The organism is Nitrosomonadales bacterium (assembly GCA_016716325.1).
Lineage (GTDB): Bacteria > Pseudomonadota > Gammaproteobacteria > Burkholderiales > Gallionellaceae > Gallionella.
The window spans coordinates 1,932,136-1,955,195 of record JADJWO010000001.1; the positions used below are offsets into that span (position 1 = coordinate 1,932,136).

23 protein-coding genes, 3 tRNA genes and 1 rRNA gene are annotated in these 23,060 nt (G+C 60.1%); 12 read left to right on the top strand and 15 right to left on the bottom strand.

Annotated elements, in window-relative coordinates:
• Positions 1 to 84 precede the first annotated feature (84 nt).
• Both IPM27_09290 and IPM27_09295 read left to right on the top strand, forming a co-directional pair.
• Complete coding sequence (locus tag IPM27_09290) at positions 85 to 1,236, top strand: ribonucleotide-diphosphate reductase subunit beta (protein MBK9161741.1); 1,152 nt, start codon at positions 85 to 87, stop codon at positions 1,234 to 1,236.
• 142 nt (positions 1,237 to 1,378) lie between these two features.
• Positions 1,379 to 2,011, top strand: coding sequence for a histone H1-like repetitive region-containing protein (locus IPM27_09295; protein MBK9161742.1), 633 nt, complete (start codon positions 1,379 to 1,381; stop codon positions 2,009 to 2,011).
• 295 nt (positions 2,012 to 2,306) lie between these two features.
• Here the strand turns inward: IPM27_09295 and IPM27_09300 are convergent, their stop codons facing one another.
• On the bottom strand, positions 2,307 to 2,876 hold the full coding sequence (locus tag IPM27_09300) for an MFS transporter (protein MBK9161743.1): 570 nt from the start codon (positions 2,874 to 2,876) through the stop codon (positions 2,307 to 2,309).
• A 47-nt stretch (positions 2,877 to 2,923) separates the two neighbouring features.
• Between IPM27_09300 and pabB the strand changes: the two genes are divergently transcribed.
• Positions 2,924 to 4,255, top strand: coding sequence for an aminodeoxychorismate synthase component I (pabB, locus tag IPM27_09305; GenBank protein MBK9161744.1), 1,332 nt, complete (start codon positions 2,924 to 2,926; stop codon positions 4,253 to 4,255).
• 101 nt (positions 4,256 to 4,356) lie between these two features.
• Here pabB and IPM27_09310 read toward each other — a convergent pair whose 3' ends face one another.
• The 5 genes from IPM27_09310 to IPM27_09330 are packed head-to-tail and all read right to left on the bottom strand — an operon-like array spanning position 4,357 to position 8,599.
• Positions 4,357 to 4,731 carry a hypothetical protein gene (locus IPM27_09310; protein MBK9161745.1) on the bottom strand — a complete coding sequence of 125 codons (375 nt, stop codon included), beginning with the start codon at positions 4,729 to 4,731 and terminating at the stop codon, positions 4,357 to 4,359.
• Positions 4,732 to 4,779: 48 nt separating this feature from the next.
• On the bottom strand, positions 4,780 to 6,891 hold the full coding sequence (locus tag IPM27_09315; GenBank protein MBK9161746.1) for a bifunctional (p)ppGpp synthetase/guanosine-3',5'-bis(diphosphate) 3'-pyrophosphohydrolase: 2,112 nt from the start codon (positions 6,889 to 6,891) through the stop codon (positions 4,780 to 4,782).
• Between the two features lie 14 nt (positions 6,892 to 6,905).
• Positions 6,906 to 7,112: a DNA-directed RNA polymerase subunit omega gene (locus IPM27_09320; protein ID MBK9161747.1), complete on the bottom strand. Its 207-nt coding sequence runs from the start codon at positions 7,110 to 7,112 to the stop codon at positions 6,906 to 6,908.
• A 3-nt stretch (positions 7,113 to 7,115) separates the two neighbouring features.
• Positions 7,116 to 7,733: a guanylate kinase gene (gmk, locus tag IPM27_09325; protein ID MBK9161748.1), complete on the bottom strand. Its 618-nt coding sequence runs from the start codon at positions 7,731 to 7,733 to the stop codon at positions 7,116 to 7,118.
• Between the two features lie 2 nt (positions 7,734 to 7,735).
• Positions 7,736 to 8,599 carry a YicC family protein gene (locus IPM27_09330; GenBank protein ID MBK9161749.1) on the bottom strand — a complete coding sequence of 288 codons (864 nt, stop codon included), beginning with the start codon at positions 8,597 to 8,599 and terminating at the stop codon, positions 7,736 to 7,738.
• A gap of 78 nt (positions 8,600 to 8,677) precedes the next feature.
• Between IPM27_09330 and IPM27_09335 the strand changes: the two genes are divergently transcribed.
• Genes IPM27_09335 through IPM27_09350 form a run of 4 tightly spaced genes read left to right on the top strand, consistent with a single transcriptional unit; the run spans position 8,678 to position 12,076 of the window.
• A complete protein-coding gene (locus IPM27_09335) occupies positions 8,678 to 9,472 on the top strand; it encodes a serine/threonine-protein phosphatase (GenBank protein MBK9161750.1) in 795 nt (264 codons plus the stop codon).
• Between the two features lie 46 nt (positions 9,473 to 9,518).
• Entirely contained in the window at positions 9,519 to 10,235 is a 717-nt protein-coding gene (rph, locus tag IPM27_09340) for a ribonuclease PH (GenBank protein MBK9161751.1), read from the top strand.
• Positions 10,236 to 10,280: 45 nt separating this feature from the next.
• Positions 10,281 to 10,877 carry an RdgB/HAM1 family non-canonical purine NTP pyrophosphatase gene (rdgB, locus tag IPM27_09345; GenBank protein ID MBK9161752.1) on the top strand — a complete coding sequence of 199 codons (597 nt, stop codon included), beginning with the start codon at positions 10,281 to 10,283 and terminating at the stop codon, positions 10,875 to 10,877.
• Positions 10,874 to 12,076 carry an oxygen-independent coproporphyrinogen III oxidase-like protein gene (locus tag IPM27_09350; GenBank protein ID MBK9161753.1) on the top strand — a complete coding sequence of 401 codons (1,203 nt, stop codon included), beginning with the start codon at positions 10,874 to 10,876 and terminating at the stop codon, positions 12,074 to 12,076. The genes rdgB and IPM27_09350 overlap by 4 nt, the downstream gene beginning before the upstream one ends.
• Before the next feature lie 47 nt (positions 12,077 to 12,123).
• On the opposite strand, the gene trmB is transcribed toward IPM27_09350, so the two are convergent.
• The 3 genes from trmB to thiS all read right to left on the bottom strand — a co-directional run bounded on the left by trmB (position 12,124) and on the right by thiS (position 14,021).
• Complete coding sequence (gene trmB, locus IPM27_09355) at positions 12,124 to 12,873, bottom strand: tRNA (guanosine(46)-N7)-methyltransferase TrmB (protein MBK9161754.1); 750 nt, start codon at positions 12,871 to 12,873, stop codon at positions 12,124 to 12,126.
• 20 nt (positions 12,874 to 12,893) lie between these two features.
• Positions 12,894 to 13,688 carry a thiazole synthase gene (locus tag IPM27_09360; protein MBK9161755.1) on the bottom strand — a complete coding sequence of 265 codons (795 nt, stop codon included), beginning with the start codon at positions 13,686 to 13,688 and terminating at the stop codon, positions 12,894 to 12,896.
• Between the two features lie 129 nt (positions 13,689 to 13,817).
• Positions 13,818 to 14,021, bottom strand: coding sequence for a sulfur carrier protein ThiS (gene thiS / locus IPM27_09365; GenBank protein ID MBK9161756.1), 204 nt, complete (start codon positions 14,019 to 14,021; stop codon positions 13,818 to 13,820).
• A 60-nt stretch (positions 14,022 to 14,081) separates the two neighbouring features.
• On the opposite strand from thiS, the gene IPM27_09370 reads away from it, so the two are divergent.
• Positions 14,082 to 14,155: transfer RNA gene (locus tag IPM27_09370), tRNA-Gly, on the top strand.
• 48 nt (positions 14,156 to 14,203) lie between these two features.
• Here IPM27_09370 and IPM27_09375 read toward each other — a convergent pair.
• Genes IPM27_09375 through folB form a run of 5 tightly spaced genes read right to left on the bottom strand, consistent with a single transcriptional unit; the run spans position 14,204 to position 18,937 of the window.
• Complete coding sequence (locus tag IPM27_09375) at positions 14,204 to 15,031, bottom strand: M48 family metalloprotease (GenBank protein MBK9161757.1); 828 nt, start codon at positions 15,029 to 15,031, stop codon at positions 14,204 to 14,206.
• An 11-nt stretch (positions 15,032 to 15,042) separates the two neighbouring features.
• Entirely contained in the window at positions 15,043 to 15,540 is a 498-nt protein-coding gene (locus tag IPM27_09380; protein ID MBK9161758.1) for an SH3 domain-containing protein, read from the bottom strand.
• The gene (locus tag IPM27_09385; protein ID MBK9161759.1) at positions 15,537 to 17,246 is read right to left on the bottom strand and encodes a CHASE2 domain-containing protein; all 1,710 of its coding nucleotides are present in this window, start codon (positions 17,244 to 17,246) and stop codon (positions 15,537 to 15,539) included. Before IPM27_09385 ends, IPM27_09380 begins: the two co-directional genes overlap by 4 nt.
• Before the next feature lie 54 nt (positions 17,247 to 17,300).
• Complete coding sequence (locus IPM27_09390; protein ID MBK9161760.1) at positions 17,301 to 18,536, bottom strand: MFS transporter; 1,236 nt, start codon at positions 18,534 to 18,536, stop codon at positions 17,301 to 17,303.
• 44 nt (positions 18,537 to 18,580) lie between these two features.
• On the bottom strand, positions 18,581 to 18,937 hold the full coding sequence (gene folB / locus IPM27_09395) for a dihydroneopterin aldolase (GenBank protein ID MBK9161761.1): 357 nt from the start codon (positions 18,935 to 18,937) through the stop codon (positions 18,581 to 18,583).
• A 74-nt stretch (positions 18,938 to 19,011) separates the two neighbouring features.
• Between folB and plsY the strand changes: the two genes are divergently transcribed.
• Positions 19,012 to 19,611, top strand: coding sequence for a glycerol-3-phosphate 1-O-acyltransferase PlsY (gene plsY / locus IPM27_09400; GenBank protein MBK9161762.1), 600 nt, complete (start codon positions 19,012 to 19,014; stop codon positions 19,609 to 19,611).
• A gap of 222 nt (positions 19,612 to 19,833) precedes the next feature.
• Here the strand turns inward: plsY and tsaD are convergent, their stop codons facing one another.
• Positions 19,834 to 20,850: a tRNA (adenosine(37)-N6)-threonylcarbamoyltransferase complex transferase subunit TsaD gene (gene tsaD, locus IPM27_09405; GenBank protein MBK9161763.1), complete on the bottom strand. Its 1,017-nt coding sequence runs from the start codon at positions 20,848 to 20,850 to the stop codon at positions 19,834 to 19,836.
• Positions 20,851 to 21,200: 350 nt separating this feature from the next.
• Here tsaD and IPM27_09410 point away from each other — a divergent pair.
• The 3 genes from IPM27_09410 (at position 21,201) to IPM27_09420 (ending at position 22,999) form a co-directional block, all read left to right on the top strand.
• Positions 21,201 to 22,738, top strand: a 16S ribosomal RNA gene (locus IPM27_09410).
• A gap of 98 nt (positions 22,739 to 22,836) precedes the next feature.
• Positions 22,837 to 22,913, top strand: a tRNA-Ile gene (locus IPM27_09415).
• A 10-nt stretch (positions 22,914 to 22,923) separates the two neighbouring features.
• Positions 22,924 to 22,999: transfer RNA gene (locus IPM27_09420), tRNA-Ala, on the top strand.
• Positions 23,000 to 23,060: the final 61 nt, after the last annotated feature.

A 23,060-nucleotide genomic window follows, 5' to 3' on the forward strand; every position in this document is an offset into this window, starting at 1 on the left:
AGACTAACCTTCAGGTTATGTCGGAGCCACAATCCTGACGACGAAAGTGACGTGGCGACGCATTAAAGAATTAAGGGAGACAACATGCTGACATTCGAAGAAGACATTAATCCATCCGCGACGTTTCCGGGAGCGATGCGTACTCCCGCTTTCGGGAGACCGGGAGCATCGATGCCCGATCCGGATGCGACGATCCAGGCAAAGCCTGCGCCCGTTTCGACCGGGCGTATCCGTGTCGAAGACAAGCGCATCATCAATTGCAATGCCGACGTGAACCAGTTGGTCCCGTTCAAGTACAAGTGGGCGTGGGAAAAATATCTGGCCGCTTGCGCCAACCACTGGATGCCGCAGGAAGTGAACATGACTGCGGATATCGCGCTGTGGAAGAGCAATGCGCTCACGGAAGACGAGCGGCGGCTGGTCAAGCGCAATCTCGGTTTTTTCAGCACGGCGGACAGCCTTGCGGCCAACAACATCGTGCTGGGCACGTATCGCCACATCAGCAACCCGGAATGCCGCCAATACCTGCTGCGCCAGGCCTTTGAAGAAGCGATCCATACGCACGCCTATCAATACATCGTGGAAAGCCTGGGGCTGGATGAGGGCGAGATATTCAACATGTATCACGAGGTGCCAAGTATCCGTGACAAGGATGAATTCCTGCTGCCGTTCATCGATACACTGACCAACCCTGCATTCAAGACCGGCACGCCGGAAGCGGATCGCCAGCTGTTGCGCAGCCTGATCGTGTTCGCCTGCATCATGGAAGGATTGTTCTTCTATGTCGGTTTCGTGCAGATCCTGGCTTTGGGGCGCCAGAACAAGATGACCGGCGCGGCTGAGCAGTATCAGTACATCCTGCGCGATGAATCCATGCACCTGAATTTCGGCGTGGACGTGATCAACCAGATCAAGATGGAGAACCCGCATCTGTGGACGCCGGAATTCCGCGACGAGATCCGCGGACTGATCCTGAAGGGTGTGGAACTCGAATATGCCTACGCGGAAGACACCATGCCGCGCGGCGTGCTGGGCCTGAATGCCGCCATGTTCAAGGAATATCTGCGTTTCATCGCCAATCGGCGTTGCCAGCAGATCGGTGTCGATGTGCTGTTCCAGGGCGCAAGCAATCCGTTCCCGTGGATGGCGGAGATGATTGATCTCAAGAAGGAAAAGAACTTTTTTGAAACCCGTGTCACCGAATATCAGACCGGTGGCGCGTTGTCCTGGGATTAACCGTAAACGGCGTATGCCGATGCGGTGGGTGGCCGGGCTTAAGGGAAGGGCTTTGGGGCGAGCCTTGAATGGGCGCGATCCGGAGGTGCAGTAGTCGCAAATGTTGTATTTCGTTAACTTTCATTATCGTAAGGAGGTTGAAATGGTAGCAGCAAAGAAAGCCAAACCAGCAGCAAAGAAGGCTACGGCAGCTAAGAAACCGGCAGCCAAAAAACCAGTCGTCAAAAAAGTAGCGGCCAAACCGGCAGCCAAAAAAGCGGTAGCCAAGAAGCCAGTCGCGAAAAAGGCAGCAGCCAAACCGGCAGCCAAAAAAGCGGTAGCCAAGAAGCCAGTCGCGAAAAAGGCAGCAGCCAAACCGGCAGCCAAAAAAGCGGTAGCCAAGAAGCCAGTCGCGAAAAAGGCAGCAGCCAAACCGGTAGCCAAAAAAGCGGTAGCCAAGAAGCCAGTCGCGAAAAAGGCAGCAGTCAAACCGGTAGCCAAGAAGCCCGTCGCGAAAAAGGCAGCAGCCAAACCGGTAGCCAAGAAGCCAGTCGCGAAAAAGGCAGCAGCCAAACCGGCAGCCAAGAAGCCAGTCGCGAAAAAGGCAGCAGCCAAACCGGCAGCCAAGAAGCCGGCTGTCAAGAAGGTCGCCGCCAAGAAGCCCGTCGTGAAGAAAGTGGCCGCCAAGCCGGCAGCACCTGCTCCTGCGGCGGCACCGGCTCCTTCCGCACCAGCACCCGTGCGTCCGGCTGCGACATGGCCTTTCCCCACACCGGGAATCGGCAAGCCGAACTGATGAGGTAGGCTGTGGTGGCGCTGCACTGGAATAGTGGTGCAGTTTTGGTGCGGGAGGTGATGCTGCTTGTCAGCTCCCGCAATCGATTGGCCGGCAAAGTGTAGTCTGATTCGGCGGTCAGGAGTTTGCCACAGCAGGCTTGATTGGGGGCGCACTTGTCGGTGCGTGCGCCTTTTTGTTTCGCCAATCCAGTATTGGCGGGATGTTGTACCTCCGTTGCAAACTACCCTGTTTGCGACAGTATTTCTGCCCCCTGAATTTCCCGATCCTTTATTTCGTGGCGCACGACAGCAGATCAGTCCTGTATCGCCATACTGTACTGCGTGATCGGTGCGCCGCTGTTCTTGTCCAGTGCGATACCGGTCTCTGCGGCGACGCGCGCAATGTCCTCCGCATTGCCGTAGCGAGGATAGGCATGATGCAGTGCGCCGAGCGCAAACTCGTGGCCTGAGCCGATTGCCCAATACTGTGTGTATTCGAACACCTCGCGCATCGAGTAGATGCCGAAAATACCGTTGGCGTTGATGATTAGCGCGGTAATCTGACTTGATTCATAGGGGTCTTCCTCGTCTTCCTTGGGGTTCAGGAAGCATTCCTCCTTAAGAATCGGGTGCAACCTGCGAAATGTTTCAAAAATCTCCGCCTTGCTGTTAAGCTTCACGTCGGTCGAACGGGTAAGCAGGTTCGCCAGCACCAGATGATGCGCGGCGCTGCCGCATACGCCCACGTGGCTGTTTCCGATATGCAGGATCTTGTCGTGTGATGCGTCCAGATGCGACGGTAGTCGGGTATTGCCGAAGGTCGTCAGGGTGTCGGCTGCGATGGCGGCGATCCCGTTCTTTCTGACTGCGACGATAGTGGTCATGGTTCCGTCCTGAAAATATTGATGCCCATATTATCCCCGAATCCCCGATGAGCTTCTATTCAGTCGAGCTTCCCTATCGTAGTGATGCCAGCGGCTACTTCGCCGCGATTGCCGAACTACCTTGGGCTGTATGGCTGGACAGCGGTGGCATGGCACGCTACGACATCCTGACCGCTGCGCCGCAACGCACGTTGCTGATCGGTAGCGATTCGCCATCGTGCGATCCATTTGCACTGATACGCAATGAACTGGGGCTGCATGCCGACCCGGTAGACGATGTACCGTTTGCCGGCGGCGCGCTGGGCTACTGGAGCTACGATCTGGCGCGGCGCCTGATGGGTCTGCCGGATCTGGCGCAGGATGCCGAGCGATTGCCGGACATGGCGATCGGCATCTACGACTGGGCGCTGGTGCTGGATCACCAACTGCGGACGGCCAGGGTGGTGTCGCACCGGCACTATGCCGAAACGGAGGTGCTGCTGCCGCAGATATTGCGGCGCTTGCAGCTTGGCAGCGCGCTTCCCGATGACGATTTTCACGTGCAAGGGGAGCCCGTTTCAAATTTCACGCCCGACAGTTATGCGTCAGCTTTCGCCGCCGTGCAGGATTACCTGCAAGCAGGCGACTGCTACCAGATCAATCTCGCGCAACGCTTCAGCGCGCAGGCCACGGGCGATGCGTTGGGCGCATACCTGGAACTGCGCCGTCTCAGTCCGGCGCCGTATGCCGCCTTTCTCGACCTGCCGCAGGTACAGATCCTGTGCGCCTCGCCGGAACAGTTTATCCAGATACGCAACGGCAGGGTGTCGACCCGGCCGATCAAGGGCACGCGACCGCGCGATGTCGAGCCGTTGCGCGACGCGCAACTGGCAGAAGAGCTGCGGCATCACCCCAAAGACAGGGCCGAGAACCTGATGATCGTCGACCTGCTGCGCAACGATCTGGGCAAGGGCTGTGCGCCCGGCTCCGTGCGCGTGCCGGCGCTGTTCGAAGTGGAGAGTTACGCCAATGTGCATCATCTGGTCAGTACCGTGGAAGGCGATCTCGCACCCGGGCGCGATGCGCTCGATGTGTTGCGTGATTGTTTCCCGGGGGGCTCGGTGACCGGCGCGCCCAAGCTGCGCGCCATGCAGATCATCGAGCGGCTGGAGCCGCACCGGCGTGGCATCTATTGCGGCGTGATCGGCTATGTCGGTTTTGATGGCAACATGGACAGCAACATCGCCATACGCACGCTGGTCTATTCGGGGGGGCAGGTGCGCTGCTGGGCGGGCGGCGGCATCGTTGCCGACTCGCAGTGCACTTCGGAATACCAGGAGACGCTGGATAAGGCATCGGCAATGCTCGACCTGCTGCGACGCCATGGCGGGGAAATGTGATCACGCTGCGCGAGGTGACTGAGCGCGCACGCCGGATGGGAACGGGCGTCTCTCGATGTACGATGCGCGAATGATCGGGCGGCGCAGAACCGGCAGCCCTGTCAGGGAGCAAGCGGCCCGTTGAATTCGCGAAGCCGGGCCACGACAAAGGCGACGATGTCCCCGGGTACTTCCGGTGACAGGGAAAGGAACAGGTCGAGGACGCGGTCACGCCTGAACAAGCCATTGGCATGAAGGAACGGCGTGTCGTTCACGCCAGCCATCGGCTCCCCGTCGTCGACGACATAGTGGGAAAAGCCGCGATCCCTGCGCCAGGAGATCGAATGTTCGTTCCTGTGCTTGTCGTAGGCAAGCTGGAAACCCAGAATCGAGCCGTCTTCGTCTTCCCACACGACCAAGTCGAGGTCCTGGCAAAAGAACCAGCGCCGCCGGGGCTCGCCGGGTACTTGCTGGACATTGCGTAGCTCCCTGAGCATACCGTTCTCCAAAGCGCAGCAGATGGCGGGAATGCCGGGCTGCTGGATCTATCCCGGGTTCTTCACGCGGATGATGCGCACCACTTCCTGTATCTTGCGCAGACCGCGCATGATGCCGGCAAGATGCAGGCGGTTGTTCACTTCCAGCGTGAAGTGCAGTGCGGTGTATTCGCCTTCGTTGGCAAAGCTGACGTTCTCGATGTTGGATTCCGCTTCGGCGATGGCGGCGGCGACCTTGGCCAGTACGCCGCGCTGGTTGGCAACCAGCAGCTTGATGCTGACATCGAAGGGACGCGAGATGTTCTTGTCCCATGTCACATCCAGCCATTGCTCGCTGCTGCTGTGTCCCCTGCGCAGCGTGGGGCAATCGTGGGTATGCACCACCAGCCCCTGTCCGCTCTTGATCACGCCGATGATCGGATCGCCGGGAATCGGGCAGCAGCATTTGGCGAATTGCACAGCCATGCCTTCCGTGCCCTGTATCGTCACCACGGCATTGGCGGGTATCTCGCCCACGGTGTCGCCGACACGCGCCAGTTGCCGCGCGACCACCATGTTGAGGCGGCGACCCAGGCCGATGTCGGCAAGGATGTCTTCGCGCGTCTTGGCGCTGGTTTCCCTGATCAGCTTGTTCCAGTGCGCCTCGTCCATGTCCTTCGGGCTGACCCCCAGCGAGTTCAGCGCCTGGTTGAGCAGCCGTTCGCCGAGTTTTGCCGCCTCACCGGATTGCATGGTCTTGAGGAAATGGCGTATGTGGCTGCGCGCCTTGCTGGTTGCCACATAACCCAGCCAGGCCGGATTCGGTTTGGCATGCGCCGCAGTGATGATTTCCACGCGGTCGCCGTTCCTGAGCTCGGTGCGCAATGGAACCACCTCGTGATTAACCTTGGCGGCGATGCAGCGGTTGCCGATGTCGGTATGCACGCTGTAGGCGAAGTCCACCGTGGTTGCGCCGCGCGGCAGCGAAAGGATCTTGCCTTTCGGCGTGAATACGTACACTTCGTCGGGGAACAGGTCGACTTTGAGGTGCTCGAGGAATTCGGAGGAATCGCTGCTCTGGCTGAGACTGTCCAGCAGTTCCTGCAACCACTGGTGGGTCTTTTTGTGCAGGTCGTTGATCGAGCCGTGGCCGCTCTTGTACAGCCAGTGCGAGGCAACGCCGACGTCGGCGATCTTGTGCATCTCATGGGTGCGTATCTGGATTTCGATGGGGATACCGAACGGGCCGAACAGCGTGGTGTGCAACGACTGGTAGCCGTTCACCTTGGGGATCGCGATGTAATCCTTGAATTTCCCGGGGATGGGTTTGTACAGGCCGTGCAGTGCGCCAAGTGCGACATAGCAGCAGGAGAAATCCTGTACCAGTACGCGAAAGCCATAGATGTCCAGCACCTCGGAAAAAGCCAGCGCCTTGCTTTGCATCTTCCGGTAGATGCTGTAGATGTTCTTTTCGCGGCCGCTCACTTCCGCCTTGATGTTGAATTCGGCGAGCCGCTGGCGGATCGTTTCGAGGATCTTCTCCAGCACTTCGCGGCGGTTGCCGCGTGCCACCTGGAGTGCCTTGGCCAGCACCGCATAGCGATGGGGATGCAGATGCTTGAGGCTGAGGTCCTGCAATTCGTGGTGGATGTCGTTCAGCCCGAGCCGGTTCGCGATCGGCGCATAGATCTCCATGGTTTCGCGCGCGATGCGCTCGCACTTTTCGCGCGACATGACATCCAGCGTGCGCATGTTGTGCAGCCGGTCGGCCAGCTTGATCAGGATGACGCGCACATCGCGCGCCATCGCCAGCAGCATCTTGCGGAAATTCTCCGCCTGCGCGTCTTCGCGGGTTTCGAACTGGATCTTGTCCAGCTTGCTCAAGCCGTCCACCAGGTCCGCGACAGGCTTGCCGAACTTTTCAGAAACCTGCTCGAGCGTCACTTCGGTGTCTTCCACCACGTCGTGCAGCAATGCGGCGATGACCGCTTGCACGTCGAGGTGCAGGGTGGTCAGGATGCGCGCGACGGCGATCGGATGGGAGATATAGGGATCGCCGGAATGGCGCACCTGTCCATGGTGCGCGGCGCGGCTGAATTCGATGGACGCGCGGATGTGTTCGACATCCTGCGGCTTAAGATAGGCGGATGCTTCCTCCAGCAGAAGATCTGCGTTGGCCATGGATCATCACTGGATCAGGCCTGTCCCCGGTTGAGGATCTCGAGGCCGACCTTGCCTTCGCTGATCTCGCGCAAGGCGATCACGGTGGGCTTGTCCTTGCTTTCCTCCACCAGGTTATTAGCGCCATTCGACAGCTGACGCGCGCGATAGGCGGCGGCCAGGGTCAGCTCGAAACGGTTGGGGATTTTTTCCAGACATTCTTCGACGGTAATACGTGCCATGATTTATTCCGATCTTTCCAGTTGGTTGATCAATTCGTGCTGGCGTGCCAGCTGGTTCCTGCATCTCAGACGTGCGGTGAGTACGACTGCATTGAGCTCGCGCAACGCCTCGTTCAGGTTGTCGTTGATAATAACATAATCGAATTCAGCGACATGCGAGATGTCCTCGCGTGCGGCCGCAAGGCGTTTTGCGATGATCTCCGCACTGTCCTTGCCGCGGCCGTGCAGGCGCTGCTCCAGTGCCTGCATCGAGGGCGGCAGGATGAAGATGCTGATGCATCCCGGGAACAGGCGGCGCACCTGCGCGGCGCCCTGCCAGTCTATTTCCAGCAGGACATCCCGGTCTTTGGCGTTGACTTGCGCGATCCAGGTCTGCGAGGTGCCGTACAGGTTTCCATAGACCTCCGCGCTTTCCAGGAATTCGCCGCGTTTTGCCATGTCGAGGAAGGTTTCGCGACCGATGAAGTGATAGTCCCTGCCATCCTGTTCACCCGGACGCGGTGAGCGCGTGGTGTAGGAGACCGACAGGTCGATCTGCGGATTGATGTTGAGCAGCGCCTGTACCAGGCTGGTCTTGCCCGCACCGGACGGCGCGCTGATAACGAATAGGTTGCCGGACATGTTTACTCCAGGTTTTGAATTTGTTCACGCATCTGTTCGATAAGGATCTTCATTTCCATTGCGCTGCGCGACACTTCAGCATCGACCGATTTCGAGCCCAGCGTATTGGCTTCGCGGTTCAGTTCCTGCATCAGGAAATCCAGGCGTTTGCCCACCGCGCCGCCGTGCGACAGGATACGGCGCATCTCGGTCAGGTGGCTGTTCAGCCGCGACAACTCCTCGTCCACGTCGATCTTGCTGGCAAACAGCGTGATTTCCTGGCGGACGCGCTCGTCGTCCGCGCCATTCATCGCCTCCTGCAGGCGTGCGACCAGTTTCTGCTCGTAGGCGGAGATTGCGGCGGGTACGTGCGGCATCACGCCGGTGCGCAACGCCTCGATTTTTTCCACGCGCTGCAACAGGAAATCTTTCAGTTTTTCGCCCTCGCGCGCGCGCGAAGCGGAGAATTCCTGCAGCGTCTCCTGCAACAGGCCGAGCAGCGTGGCGCGCAGTTCGTCGGCGGCGACAGCGGGCGTTTCCAGCATCCCGTTCCAGCGCAATACGTCGGCGACACCCAGCGGACGCGCATCGGGCAGTTCCGCCTGCACTTCCCGGTTCCATGCGGCCAGTTGCAGCAGCAGTTCGCGGTTCAGCGCCGCGCCGGCCTGTGCACCGTGGACGGCAAGATTGATGCGGCATTCCACCTTGCCGCGTTGCAACTGGGCGGTGATCGCCTCGCGCAGGGCTGTCTCGAAACCGCGCAACTCGTCGGGCATACGCAACTGGACATCAAGGTAGCGATGATTGACGGCACGCAATTCCATGGTCAGCGAACCGTTGTCGGTTTCCGCGCTGGCGGAGGCATAGCCGGTCATGCTGAGGATCATGCGGAAACTCCCGAAAAAAGACTGTGCTGGAGCGGCGCATTATATTACGATTGTGCCCGTGAATTTTTCCCCCAGACCATGAACTTCTCGATCCATCAGGTCACCAGCATCGGCAACCGGAAATACAATCAGGACCGTGTTGCCTACGCCTATAACAACGACGCCTTGCTGATGGTGCTGGCGGACGGTATGGGCGGTCACCTGCACGGTGAACTGGCGGCGGAACTTGCCGTCGGGACCTTCGTCGAATCGTTCGGCCGTTTCGTGGAGTCGCCGCAGGCCGAACCGCAGAAATTCCTGGAAGAGACCATGCTCCACGCCAACCAGCGCATCCTGCAGTTGCCGCATGACAAGCGGCATGGCGGTTCGCCGGGCACGACCTGCGTGGCCGCGATGATCCGGGGTGGCAAGGTGTACTGGGGGCATGCCGGGGATTCGCGTCTTTATGTGTTGCGCAACGGACGCGTACTGACCAGGACGCACGACCACTCGATGGTCTATCAGTGGCTGCAATGGGGGCTGATCTCCGCCGAGGAAGCGCGCATCCATCCGCAGCGCAACCAGATCACCAATTGTCTCGGCGGGGTCGAGAACATGTTTTATATCGAGCCGGGCGAGCCGGTTGAACTTCAGAACGACGATGTACTGCTGCTCGGCAGCGACGGGCTGTGGGGCCCGTTCACCGATGCCGAACTGGCCTCCGTATTCGTGTCGAACCCGGTCGATGTGGTGTTGGAGAACCTGGTCGTGCTGGCGGTCCGGCGCGAAAAGGGGCGTTCTGATAACGTCACCGGCATTGCGATGCGTTGGGGCGGCAGCGAGACCGCGCACGATACGGCCGAGCCAGTCAGCCATGTCCTTGAACCGCATTGACCCGGTAACTTTTCCTTCGACCAACAACATTTAACGAGTATTTGCCATGCGCCACGATTCCAGACAGCCCGCCCAGTTGCGCTCCATCCGTATTACCCGCCGGTACACCAGGCATGCCGAAGGCTCCGTGCTGATCGAATGCGGCGACACCAAGGTCATCTGCACCGCCAGCGTGGAAGAACGCGTGCCGCCGCACAAGAAGGGCAGCGGCGAGGGCTGGGTGACGGCCGAATACGGCATGCTGCCGCGTTCCACCGGCGAGCGCATGCCGCGCGAAGCGGCCAGGGGCAAGCAGTCCGGGCGCACGCAGGAGATCCAGCGCCTGATCGGACGCAGCCTGCGCGCGGTGGTCGACCTGGCAAAGCTGGGGGAGCGCACGATCACGCTGGACTGCGACGTGATCCAGGCCGACGGCGGTACGCGCACCGCCAGTATCACCGGCGCCTATGTCGCGCTGAATGATGCGGTTGCAGCGCTGATGCAGAAGGGGCGGGTGAAGGAAAACCCGTTGCGCGATTCCGTTGCCGCCATTTCGGTCGGTATCTACGAAGGCACGCCGGTACTCGATCTGGATTATGTCGAGGACTCGGCCTGCGATACCGACATGAATGTGGTGATGCTGGGCAGCGGCCACTTCGTCGAAGTGCAGGGCACCGCCGAAGGGCACCCGTTCTCGCGCGAGGAGATGGATGAGCTGCTGGAGCTGGCGAAAGCCGGCATCGCCGAATTGACCACACTGCAGAAAACGGCCCTGGCAGACTAGCTTCCTGTTTTGCCCGACGTCATAGGGAAAGGAAAGTATCCGGTCATGAAAAAACTCGTCATCGCATCGAACAATCCCGGCAAGCTGCGCGAATTCCAGTTCCTGCTGCAGCCGCTCGGGATCGAGGTCGTCACCCAGTCCGAACTCGGCATCTCCGAGGCCGAGGAGCCGCACCATACCTTTGTCGAGAACGCCATCGCCAAGGCGCGGCATGTCAGCAGCGAGAGCGGGCTGCCCGCGCTGGCCGACGATTCCGGCCTGTGCGTCGATGCGCTCAAGGGCATGCCTGGAGTGCTTTCCGCGCGTTTCTCAGGATTCCCCAAATCGGACGAGCGCAACAACCGTGCCCTGCTCGAAGCGATGAAGGCGCATGACGACCGGCGCGCGCATTACTACTGCGTGCTGGTGCTGATGCGCTGGGCAGGCGATTCGCAGCCGCTCATCGTGGAAGGCGAATGGCACGGCGAGATCGCGCACGAGGAGCGCGGCGAAGGCGGTTTCGGTTACGACCCGCTGTTCTGGCTGCCCGAACTGGGCAGGATGAGCGCGGAACTGACTCGCGACGAGAAGCATGCGATCAGCCATCGCGGCAAGGCGATGAAGATCCTGCTTGAAAGACTGCGCGCGAACGACGGTGCATGAGCAGTCCCGTTTCGAGCAACATCATCCTGCAATACAAGCGGTCGGTGAATTTCCGGGCGATGCCACCGCTGTCGCTGTACATCCACATCCCCTGGTGTGTGCGTAAATGTCCTTACTGCGACTTCAATTCGCATGAGGCGCGCGGTGTGTTTCCGGAGAAGGAGTACGTCGCCGCGCTGGTGCGCGACCTGGAGATGGCACTGCCGCTGATCTGGGGCCGCAAGGTCTATACGGTATTCTTCGGCGGCGGCACGCCCAGTCTGCTTTCCGGCGAGGGCGTTGCCGAGATAATGCGTCAGTTGCGCACGTTGTTGCCGCTGGCGCACGATGCCGAGATCACGCTGGAGGCGAATCCCGGCACGGTCGAGGCGGACAGGTTCGCCGTGTACCGCGATGCGGGCGTGAACCGGTTATCGCTGGGCATCCAGAGTTTCAGCGACGCGCATCTTCGGGCGCTGGGCCGCATCCATTCCGCCGACGAGGCGAAGCGCGCCATCGCGGTCGCCCAGCGGCATTTCGACAACATCAACCTCGACCTGATGTATGCGTTGCCGAACCAGTCATTGGCCGAGGCATTGCAGGACGTGCAGGGCGCGTTGTCGTTCGCACCGCAACATCTGTCCTGTTACCACCTGACGCTGGAGCCGAACACCCTGTTCGCGCACCAGCCGCCGCCGTTGCCGGACGACGATACGGGCAGCGAGATGCAGCAGCGCATCGAGGAATTGCTTGCCGGGCACGGCTATGAACACTACGAGACTTCGGCCTTCGCGCAGCCGCAACGGCGCGCGCGGCACAACCTCAACTACTGGCAGTTCGGCGATTATCTCGGCATCGGCGCGGGCGCACACAGCAAGCTGAGTTTCCACGACAGGGTGATGCGCCAGATGCGCCACAAACAGCCGCAGGCGTATCTCGATGCGGTGACGCGCGGAGAGCCGGTGCAGGAAGAGCATGAAGTGGCTGCGGACGACCTCGGTTTCGAGTTCATGATGAACGCGCTGCGTCTGAACGGGGGATTCGACAGCGCGTTGTTCCAGGAACGCGCCGGTCTGCCGTTGCTATCCTTGCGCCACGAACTGGAACAGGCGGAACAGCGCGGGCTGCTGGTGCGCGATCAGAGCCGTATCGCGCCCACCGAACTGGGGCAGCGCTTCCTTAATGACCTGTTGGAGATATTCCTGCGGAATCCTGCTTAGCTCCCCTCGCCCGCAGGCGGGAGAGGGGCTGGGGGAGAGGGAATTGGTTACTTCCGGCGAAACACCAGGTCCCACACGCCGTGCCCCAGACGCAGGCCGCGCTGTTCGAACTTGGTGAGCGGGCGGTATTCAGGGCGCGGCGCATAGTCTGCCGCAGTATTCTCCAGTAACGGCTCCTCGCTGAATACGTGCAATATCTGCTCGGCATAGTCCTGCCAGTCGGTCGCCGCATGGATATAGCCGCCGGGCTTGAGCTTTTGCGCCAGCCCGGCGACGAACGGCGCCTGGATCAGGCGGCGCTTGTTGTGGCGTGCCTTGTGCCACGGGTCGGGGAAGAAAATATGCACGCCGTTCAGCGAACCGTCGGCGATCATGTCGCGTAGCACCTCCACCGCGTCGTGCTGGATGATGCGGATATTGCCGATCTGCTGCGCGTCGATCAGCTTGAGCAGGTTGCCCACGCCCGGCGTATGCACCTCCAGCGCGAGGTAGTCGTTCTCCGGATGCGCCTGTGCGATGGTCGCGGTGCTGTCGCCCATGCCGAAACCGATCTCCAGAATCTTCGGCGCGCTGCGCCCGAATGCGCGGTCGAGTTCCAGCGGTTTTACTTCATATGGGACGCCAAAGCGCGGCATCAGCGCGTCCACCGCACGGCGCTGCCCCGGCGTCAGATGACCCTGGCGCAGCACGTAACTGCGGATGTGGCGATTGCGGAGGTCGGTGTTTTCGGTCACGGTATCGATTAGACTCAAGACCCTCTCCCCATCCCTCTCCCGCTTGCGGGAGAGGGTGGCCATATGGCCGGGAGAGGGCGGGTTTAACTGCGCACCGAACTGATGATGCCCGCCGTCGGCGAACTCGGGCTGGCGCTATACAGTTTCTTCGGCATGCGTCCGGCGAGGTAGGCTTCGCGTCCGGCCTCGGTGGCCTTCTTCATCGCCGACGCCATCAGTACCGGGTTCTGCGCGGCGGCGATCGCGGTGTTCATCAGCACGCCGTCGCAGCCCAGCTCCATCGCGATGGCCGCATCCGATGCGGTGCCCACGCCTGCATCCACGATCACCGGCACCTGCACGCGTTCCATGATGAGTTGCAGGTTCCACGGGTTGAGGATGCCCATGCCGGAACCGATCAGTGAAGCCAGCGGCATGATCGCTGCGCAGCCGACGTCTTCCAGTTGTTTGGCGATGATGGGGTCGTCCGAGGTGTACACCATTACCTGGAAACCTTCCGCCACCAGCGTCTTGGCCGCCGCGAGGGTCTCGATCACGTTGGGATACAGCGATTGCGGGTCGCCCAGTACCTCCAGCTTCACCAGCGAATGGCCGTCGAGCAATTCTCGCGCGAGGCGCAGCGTGCGCACCGCATCGTCGGCGCTATAACAGCCGGCGGTGTTCGGCAGATAGGTGAATTTCGACGGGGGCACGGCGTCGAGCAGGTTGGGCTCGTTGGCATTCTGGCCCAGATTGGTGCGGCGGATCGCCACCGTCACGATCTCCGCGCCGCTCGCGTCCAGCGCTGCGCGCGTCTCGGTGAAATCCTTGTACTTGCCGGTGCCGACCAGCAGCCGGGACGAATAGCTCTTGCCTGCGATGATTAAATTGTCGTTCATTTCGTTTCCTTGAATCAATATGTCGGTGAGGGCCATGTAGGAGCGCAATTCATTGCGCGATAGCCGTTCTTCGATATCCAATCGCCCGATGAATCGGGCTCCTACAAAATGGAATGACGGGTCCGTGTGTCAGCCGCCACCCACCGCGACTACGATCTCCATCCTGTCGCCGTCGGCCAGTTGCTGCGTGGCGAAGGCGCTGCGCGGCACAATCCCGCCATTGCGTTCCAGCGCGATGCGCTTGCCGGCCAGCCCCATCTCCTCGATGAGCGCGGCGATGCTGATGGCTTGCGTGAACTGGCGGGATTCGCCATTGATGCTGATAGTTATCACTTTGGGATGCCTCTTGAATTGCCCATGGCCGTGTTAGAATGCGCCCGCATTTTACACCAAGCGGGTGTAGTTCAATGGTAGAACGGCAGCTTCCCAAGCTGCATACGACGGTTCGATCCCGTTCACCCGCTCCACATTCTGCCGATTCATTTCGTAACTCTCCCTGCCATATCCGATTATCGCTACGGCCTGATCCGATACAACCGCTTCTCCAGCGTCTTGCCTTTCACGCCATCGAAGCGGTCGTCCATCGCGCCGCCCAGTTTGCCGAGGCGGTCATCGGGGTGCGGGTGGGTCTTGAACAGCAGTGCGACGTCTCCGTCGTCCTTGGCGAAGTGGCCGATCTGTTGCAGTACGGCGGGCAGGCCGAACGCGTCGTAACCGGCGCGCGTGGCGAGCACCACGGCGATGCGGTCGGCTTCGAATTCGGCGTTCTTGTCCAGCGAGCGCGACACGATCTCCGCGCCGCTGCCGATCAGGCCTTGCACCTTGTCGTTGCCGCCGATATTTTGCGCGAGCGCCTGGCTGCCGAGGTCGAGCAGCCTGCTCTGCTGCAATATCTTCAGGTGGTGCTGGCGGATCACGTGGCCGACTTCGTGCGCCAGCACACCGGCCAGTTCGGCTTCGCTTTGCAGCAGCTTGTACAGCCCCTTGGTGATGAAGATGTAGCCGCCGGGCGCGGCGAAGGCGTTCACGTCGTTCGATTCGATCACGCCGAAGTGCCAGACGAGGTCGGGGCGTTCACTCTGGTCGGCGATCCAGCGGCCGACGTTATTGACGTATTTCTGCAGCTTGGTGTCCCTGACCAGCGGCGCGGCGCCGAGCAGGTTGCCGGCGATCTGGCGGCCGATCGCGACCTCCTCTTCGACCGGGGTGGCGGATTTGCCGGTCACCTTTTCCTGCACGCCCTGCTTGAGCACGTTGAGGAACTGCTGCTCGAACGGATTGGCTGCGTATGCGCTGCCGGAGAGCAATGCCAGCGCGAGGATCCACAATGTCTTGTTGTTCATCTTGTGCTCCCTCACTTTGGTGTCGGCAGGTAGTCGAACGTCCGCGCGACCAGCTTGCCTGCGGCGGCGAATTTCGCGGCTGATTTCTTGTCAGTGGCGTACGACTCGGCACGCTTCAGTTCGGCCTCGTCGAATCTGGCCGCCTTCAATTCTTCCTCGTTCAGTCCGCGGATGCCGGTGGTGGATACCACCTTGCCGGTGCCGGCGCGGCCGGAACTCAGCGCGAGCAGGCCGGAGGCGCTGCCGCCCTTCTTGCTTGCGTCGCCCCTGCGGATGCTGAGCATGCGCACCCAGCCCTTGCCTTTTGCGGTTTTCACCTGATACCAGCCGCCGTCCTTCCTGAGGATGTCCATCTTGTCGCCGGCCGCCATCGTGGCAACCGTCTTCGCATCGCGGAACGGTTCCGCCTTGATGTCGTCGTTCTTCAGCGCGGTGCCGCTTTCGGCGGCATGCAATGCGCCGCTCAGCAGCAGCGCGCCCAGCGTCAATCCGAGTTTCGTTGCGTTCATCCCGATCCCTTCATTTGTTTGTCCCATTCCAGCAATGCTTCCGCAAACATCACGCGCCAGCCGGCAGTCGCCCCCGCGCCTCCGGCAATGTGTCCCGAGTGGACGAAGTGGCTGGCTGCATTATCCGGCTGGGCGAGATGTCGGTGCAACACCTCCGGCAGGGTGCGCAGCAGCGCGTCGGCGTCGCGCCGGATCGCCGCCTGCGCCTGATCGTCCTGCGACGCGGCGACCCACGAGATCGCCAGCGTGTTTTCGAACAGGTCCCACAGCCCCTTCTGGTCTCCGGTCAGCGTTTCGACGCTCTTGTCGGTCTGGCCGATCTTTTCCAGCGCGTGGCGGATCTTTTCCAGTGTCGCCGGGCGGACCACGTTGCGCTCGCTGTCCAGCCGGATCAGCAGCAGGGTCGCGTGCAGTTCGCCGCTGCGCGTCGTGGCGGTGCGCACCATGTTCTGCTCCAGCGCCTTGCCGGTCGCCATCGCATACAGGCGTGCCAGCGTGAAGAATGCCAGTCCCACCGTCACCGGGCCGGTGAGATTGATATAGACATTGGTGAGGTTGATGCTGGCGTAGGTGATGCCGATCAGGATGACTTGCGAAAGGCCGAACAGGCGGTCGATCTTGTCGCGCCCGGCATCGCGGTAGAAGCCCCATGCGGTCAGCCACACGATGGCCAGCGTGATCAGCAGGTACCATACGCGCCCTTCCGGAAAGCGCAATGCATCGCCGTGCTTGAAGTTGTCTATCGCCGTTGCGAGGATCTCGACGCCGGGGAACATGCGGTCCATCGGTGTGGCCTTGATGTCGAACAGGCTGGGCGCGGTCGAGCCGATGATGACGATCTTGTCCCTGAATTCGTCCTGTGGGCGTTTTTTCTCCCTGTTGCCCATGTCGGCATACACGTCGCTGAAGCTGACATGAGGATAGGTGAAGGGTTTGCCGCGCCAGTTGAGCAGCACTTGTTGCGCATCCGGCTCGTTCCAGCCGAGTTCGCGCGCGATGCGTGCCGGCAGGGTCGGCAGTTTCCAGCCGTAGTCTTCACGATAGACGTTGTAGCGCCGCGCGACGCCGTCGATGTCAGGATAGATGTTGTGCAGGCCGAGGCGACCGCCGTCGAGCGCGGACTGGAAGTGCGGCAGCACCATTGCCACGGTCGCGTCCGGGTCAGCCTGCGCGCCCGGCAGCGGGGCGACACCGGGAATCATTGCGGGTTTGATCTGGCTCAGTGAGTCGCTGGAGGGATCGAGGCGCAGCATCGGGAAATAGGTGTTGCTCGTGCCCGCGATGGCGGCATCGAAATAGGCATCGCTGTCCGGGTTGTATACGTCCGCGTCGCTGAACAGGATGTCGAATACCACGGCCCTGGGCTGCTGCTTCTCCAGTTGTTCGAGGAATTCGCCCAGTACCTGGCGCGGCCAGGGCCAGCGCCCGTAATCCGGCGCCATCGCCGCAAGGCTGGCCTCGTCGATGTCCACGATGACGATGTCCGGATCGGGTTCGGGTACGACCAGGCGGTAGCGCACCATCGTGTCGAATGCGGTCTGGCGCATCTCGGCGGTGGCATGGAATACCGTGGCGTCGAGTACCGCGAACACGCTGAACAGACCGGCGAGGTAGAGATAGAAGCTGTATCTCAATAGTGTCGCGATGCGTTCGGCGAAGTGCGCCCGCGCTTGTTGCAGGCGACCGATGAGGGATTTAAGTTTCATGCCGGCTCCGTGATCCAGGGTGTCATTCTACAGGCGGTGGACAGCTTGAAGGGCTTACTTCGGTGCGACATCAGGGGCGACTGCGTGCTGGTCGTGCATCGTGATGCGCGAGACGAACCAGATCGCCAGCAGGTTCGCGGTGATGGCCACATAACCCACCGTGCCGTAAGCGACGATGCTGCCGCTCGCATCCTGGCTGATGATGTAGCCGGCCAGCGTGGTCGCCAGCCCCATCGCGAGCGACTGGGTGGTGGCATTGAGCGACATGAAGGTGCCGCGCAGACGGGGCTGTGCAGCCGAGGTGATGATCGCCATCGCCGGAATCATGCGCCCGGATACCAGCACGAAGAAGGTGGTGGTGCAGACCAGCCACAACCACAGCGGCGCGGCGCCGATGTGTGTGACCACCAGCAGCGGCAGCAACGCGCAGAAGGCGATCAGCCGATAGATCCTTATCTTGCCGCGCAGGTCGGCCCAGTGGCCGATCAGACGCGCGGTGATCAGCGTTGCCATTCCGCCGTACAGGTAGATGTACATGATGTCCGCCTGAAGGATGCCGACGTTGTGTACTGCGTATACCGTGATGTAGGGGATCACGGTGAAGCCGGAGAAGATGATCAGTGCGGAGAACAGCAATGCGCGCAGGTGGTTGGCGTCCTGCAGCACGGCGAACATCGCGGCGAACGGATGCGCTTGTTTTTCGGCGCTGATGTGATGGCGCAGTTCGGGCAGGCCGCGCAGGCCGACGAGGATGAACAGTACGACCAGTACAGAGATGAATATGAACGGCGCGCGCCACTGGAAATGGTTGGCCAGCCACAGCGATAACGGCACGCCGGCGACGGTGGATACTGAAAAGGCCGCCGATACGGTGCCGCTCGCCTTGGCGCGGCGCGCGAACGGGATCACGTCGCCAATCATGGTCTGCACCAGCGCGCCCATTACGCCGCCGAACGCGCCGGCCAGTCCGCGCATGGCCAGCAGGGTGGCATAACCCGGTGCGAGACCGCAGGCCAGCGTTGCCAGACCGAACAGGGCGAACATCGTCAGCAGCATGCGTCGGCGTTCAAAGCGGTCGACAAAGGTTGCGGCGAGCAGGCCGGATAGCGCGGCGCTGAAACTGTAGGAGGCGACCAGCAGGCCGAATTCATGGGTGGTGATGCCGAACGCGGCGATCAGGATCGGGCCGAGCGGCATCATGATCATGAAATCGAGCACATGGCTGAACTGGATGCCGGCAAGCGTGAGCAGTAAATGCCTTTCGCGCTGCGGAGTGAGGGGGGGGTGCACGTAAGACCTGATGCCGTGAAACGGTCAGCGCAAGGCAGGATGCGTCATTTGAGCTGTCCGCGCTCGATGCTGATCCCTACCATCTTGCAGTTGCGTATCGCCTGTAGCTTGGCGACGCTGACCTTGACCCAGGGGGCATTGAAATCCTTGAGGATGATCTGCGCGATGTGTTCCGCCAGCGTTTCCAGCAGCGAGAAGTGTCCTTCGCCCAGCACAGTCTGGATGTGCTGCGCGACATCGGCGTAATCCAGCGCGTCGTCGATATCGTCGCTGAGGCAGGCGCGGCTGTTGGGTAATGCGATATCGAGGTCGATTTGCAAGGTCTGCGGCACGACCTTCTCGCGCTCATAGATGCCGATCAGCGTGGTGACCTTGAGTTCGCGCAAAAAAATGATGTCCATCGTGTTTCCGGGTTGGTGACTGAATGACGATTCACTGTAGAATTCGTTCCCGTTTGGATTCTAAGGCATTCCCGATGTTGACCCTAATTTTTGTAGTGGCGGCCTATCTGCTGGGCTCGGTTTCCTTTGCGGTTGTCAGCAGTAAATTGTTCGGTCTTGCCGATCCGCGTACCTACGGTTCGGGCAATCCCGGCGCGACCAACGTGCTGCGTAGCGGCAAGAAGGCGGCTGCGGTGCTGACGCTGTTCGGCGATGCGGCGAAGGGCTGGCTGGCGGTGTTCCTGGCGATCCGCTTTGCCTTGCCGGATGCGCAAGTCGCGCTGGTCGCATTGGCGGTGTTTTTGGGTCATGTGTTTCCGGTCTTTCTCGGCTTCAAGGGTGGCAAGGGCGTTGCCACGGCGCTGGGCGTGCTGCTGGCACTGAATGTCTGGGTGGGGCTGGGCGCGCTATTAACCTGGTTACTGATGGCGGTGGTGTTTCGTTATTCGTCATTGTCGGCTTTGGTTGCCGCCGCCGGGGCGCCGGTATATGCCTATTTATTGAGCGTGCCGCATGAGTGGGCGCTCGCATGTGGTGTTATGTCGCTGTTCCTGATCTGGCGGCACAAGAGCAACATCCAGAACCTGCTGGCCGGGAAAGAATCGAAGATCGGCAAGAGCAACAAAGGTCAATGATCTTCGTTTCCAGTAAATGTGCAGGCTGAGGCAGGGGTAAAAAAATGCCCCTGAGCCTAAGGGGATAAGGTCAGGGGCAAAAAGTCTTAACCAATTAGGGAGGGGTTAAGACACCCGCTCAGGGAGGAGAAACGGGTGATGGCTTGCGCCATCTGTAGCCGTAGAGGGATAAATTTCAAAATAGTTCCCCGGCTGGATTCCGTGATCTGAATTTTCCCGGATTTATGCGATCCCTGCCAGGTCCCAACGTGGCTTGACATCGAAGCGGTAATCCTTGAGCCCTTTCCGTTGTGCAAGACGCAAGGCCCCAGCAAAAGCAATCATCGCGCCGTTATCGGTGCAGAATTCCAGATCGGGATAGAACACTTTTCCGCCGCGTTTGCCGATGTCTTCGCTCAGGCGTTCGCGCAACAGCCGGTTTGCGCCTACTCCGCCCGCGACAACCAGTTGATCCAGCCCGGTCTGCGCGAGCGCAGCGCGTGCCTTGAATGCCAGCACATCGACTATGGCTTCCTGCGTTGCGTACGCGATATCGGCTTTTGTCTGCTCGTTGTCATTGCTTTGTCTGACGAGTGTAAGCACCGCTGTCTTTAGTCCGCTGAAACTGAATTCCAGATTGCCGCTGTGCAGCATCGGGCGCGGCAGTTTATACAGGCCGGGTCGGCCTTGTGCGGCGAGTCTGGCTAGCTCCGGGCCGCCCGGATAACCCAGACCCAGCAGCTTGGCGCTTTTGTCGAAGGCTTCCCCTGCGGCATCGTCCAGTGTCTCGCCTAGTAAGACATAGTGTCCGATAGCATCCACGCGCATCAGTTGAGTGTGTCCGCCCGATACCAGCAGGGCGACGAACGGGAATTCGGGCGCGGGGTCGGACAGCAGCGGGGAGAGCAGGTGGCCTTCCAGATGGTGGATGCCGATGGTGGGGATGTCGAGCGCATAGGCCAGCGCATTCGCAACGCTGGCGCCAACCAGCAGTGCACCACCCAGCCCGGGCCCCTGTGTGTAGGCGACAGCGTCGACCTGTTCCAGCGAGATGCCGGCAGACTGTAATACCTGTCTTGCCAGCGGAATGACGCGATGCGCGTGGTCGCGCGAGGCGAGTTCTGGAACGACGCCGCCATATTCGCCATGCATGGCGACTTGGGTATGCAGCGCGTGCGCAAGCAAACCTCGCTCTGTCTGGTAGAGCGCGACGCCTGTTTCGTCGCAGGATGATTCGATTCCGAGTGTGATGAGTGACATTGGTTTTAGCCTTCCAGTCGGTGTGTCATTGTAGTAAATATCGAGACCGGACTGCCGGATTGCAGTCGATTGCAAAAATATTTCAAAAAAGTGTTGACGGGATTTTTTCTGTCCCTATAATGCGCACCTCTTCGCTGCCCGGTCATTGATTTTGGCAGCCGCTCTTTAACAGAACAGATGAACAATCGACGAGTGTAGGCACTTGGTTTTTGGGGGTTCCCGAGTTTTTTGGACGAGGGGGCTACTTTAAAAAAACAGTAGTAGAAGTGCTTACGCGAAGTTGAAAAGAATCATGTCAATGATTCACTTTGAGTAAGACCGGTCCGGAGACGGACCAAAAAGCAGAGATTGAACTGAAGAGTTTGATCCTGGCTCAGATTGAACGCTGGCGGTATGCTTTACACATGCAAGTCGAACGGCAGCATGGGTGCTTGCACCTGATGGCGAGTGGCGAACGGGTGAGTAATATATCGGAACGTGTCCGGAAGTGGGGGATAGCTCGGCGAAAGCCGGATTAATACCGCATATGCCCTGAGGGGGAAAGGTGGGGATCGCAAGACCTATCGCTTTCGGAGTGGCCGATATCGGATTAGCTAGATGGTGAGGTAAAGGCTCACCATGGCGACGATCCGTAGCTGGTCTGAGAGGACGACCAGCCACACTGGAACTGAGACACGGTCCAGACTCCTACGGGAGGCAGCAGTGGGGAATTTTGGACAATGGGGAAACCCTGATCCAGCCATACCGCGTGAGTGAAGAAGGCCTTCGGGTTGTAAAGCTCTTTCAGCCGGAAAGAAATCGTGCAGGCTAATACCCTGTATGGATGACGGTACCGGAAGAAGAAGCACCGGCTAACTACGTGCCAGCAGCCGCGGTAATACGTAGGGTGCGAGCGTTAATCGGAATTACTGGGCGTAAAGCGTGCGCAGGCGGCTTTTTAAGCCAGATGTGAAATCCCCGGGCTTAACCTGGGAACTGCATTTGGAACTGGAAGGCTAGAGTGTAGCAGAGGGGGGTAGAATTCCACGTGTAGCAGTGAAATGCGTAGATATGTGGAGGAATACCGATGGCGAAGGCAGCCCCCTGGGTTAACACTGACGCTCATGCACGAAAGCGTGGGGAGCAAACAGGATTAGATACCCTGGTAGTCCACGCCCTAAACGATGTCAACTAGGTGTTGGGGAAGGAGACTTCTTTAGTACCGCAGCTAACGCGTGAAGTTGACCGCCTGGGGAGTACGGTCGCAAGATTAAAACTCAAAGGAATTGACGGGGACCCGCACAAGCGGTGGATTATGTGGATTAATTCGATGCAACGCGAAAAACCTTACCTACCCTTGACATGCCAGGAAGATCGCAGAGATGTGATTGTGCCCGAAAGGGAACCTGGACACAGGTGCTGCATGGCTGTCGTCAGCTCGTGTCGTGAGATGTTGGGTTAAGTCCCGCAACGAGCGCAACCCTTGCCATTAATTGCCATCATTCAGTTGGGCACTTTAATGGGACTGCCGGTGATAAACCGGAGGAAGGTGGGGATGACGTCAAGTCCTCATGGCCCTTATGGGTAGGGCTTCACACGTAATACAATGGTCGGTACAGAGGGTAGCCAACCCGCGAGGGGGAGCCAATCCCAGAAAGCCGATCGTAGTCCGGATTGGAGTCTGCAACTCGACTCCATGAAGTCGGAATCGCTAGTAATCGCGGATCAGCATGTCGCGGTGAATACGTTCCCGGGTCTTGTACACACCGCCCGTCACACCATGGGAGTGGAATCTGGCAGAAGTAGGTAGCCTAACCGCAAGGGGGCGCTTACCACGCTGGGTTTCATGACTGGGGTGAAGTCGTAACAAGGTAGCCGTATCGGAAGGTGCGGCTGGATCACCTCCTTTCTAGAGTATCCAGAGGCTGAGTGTCTACACTCATCGGTTGTTCAACAAGGTAACGGGCTGGCAAGGGCTTAGGCTCGAAGCGGGCTCGATGAAAGTTCGGGTCTGTAGCTCAGCTGGTTAGAGCACCGTGTTGATAACGCGGGGGTCGTTGGTTCGAGTCCAACCAGACCCACCAGAGTACAAATGGGGGTTTAGCTCAGCTGGGAGAGCACCTGCTTTGCAAGCAGGGGGTCGTCGGTTCGATCCCGTCAACCTCCACCAATTACCTTGTGGTGAGCGAGTGAGAATCGATATCCAAGCTGCTGGGCTTTGATATCGGCTT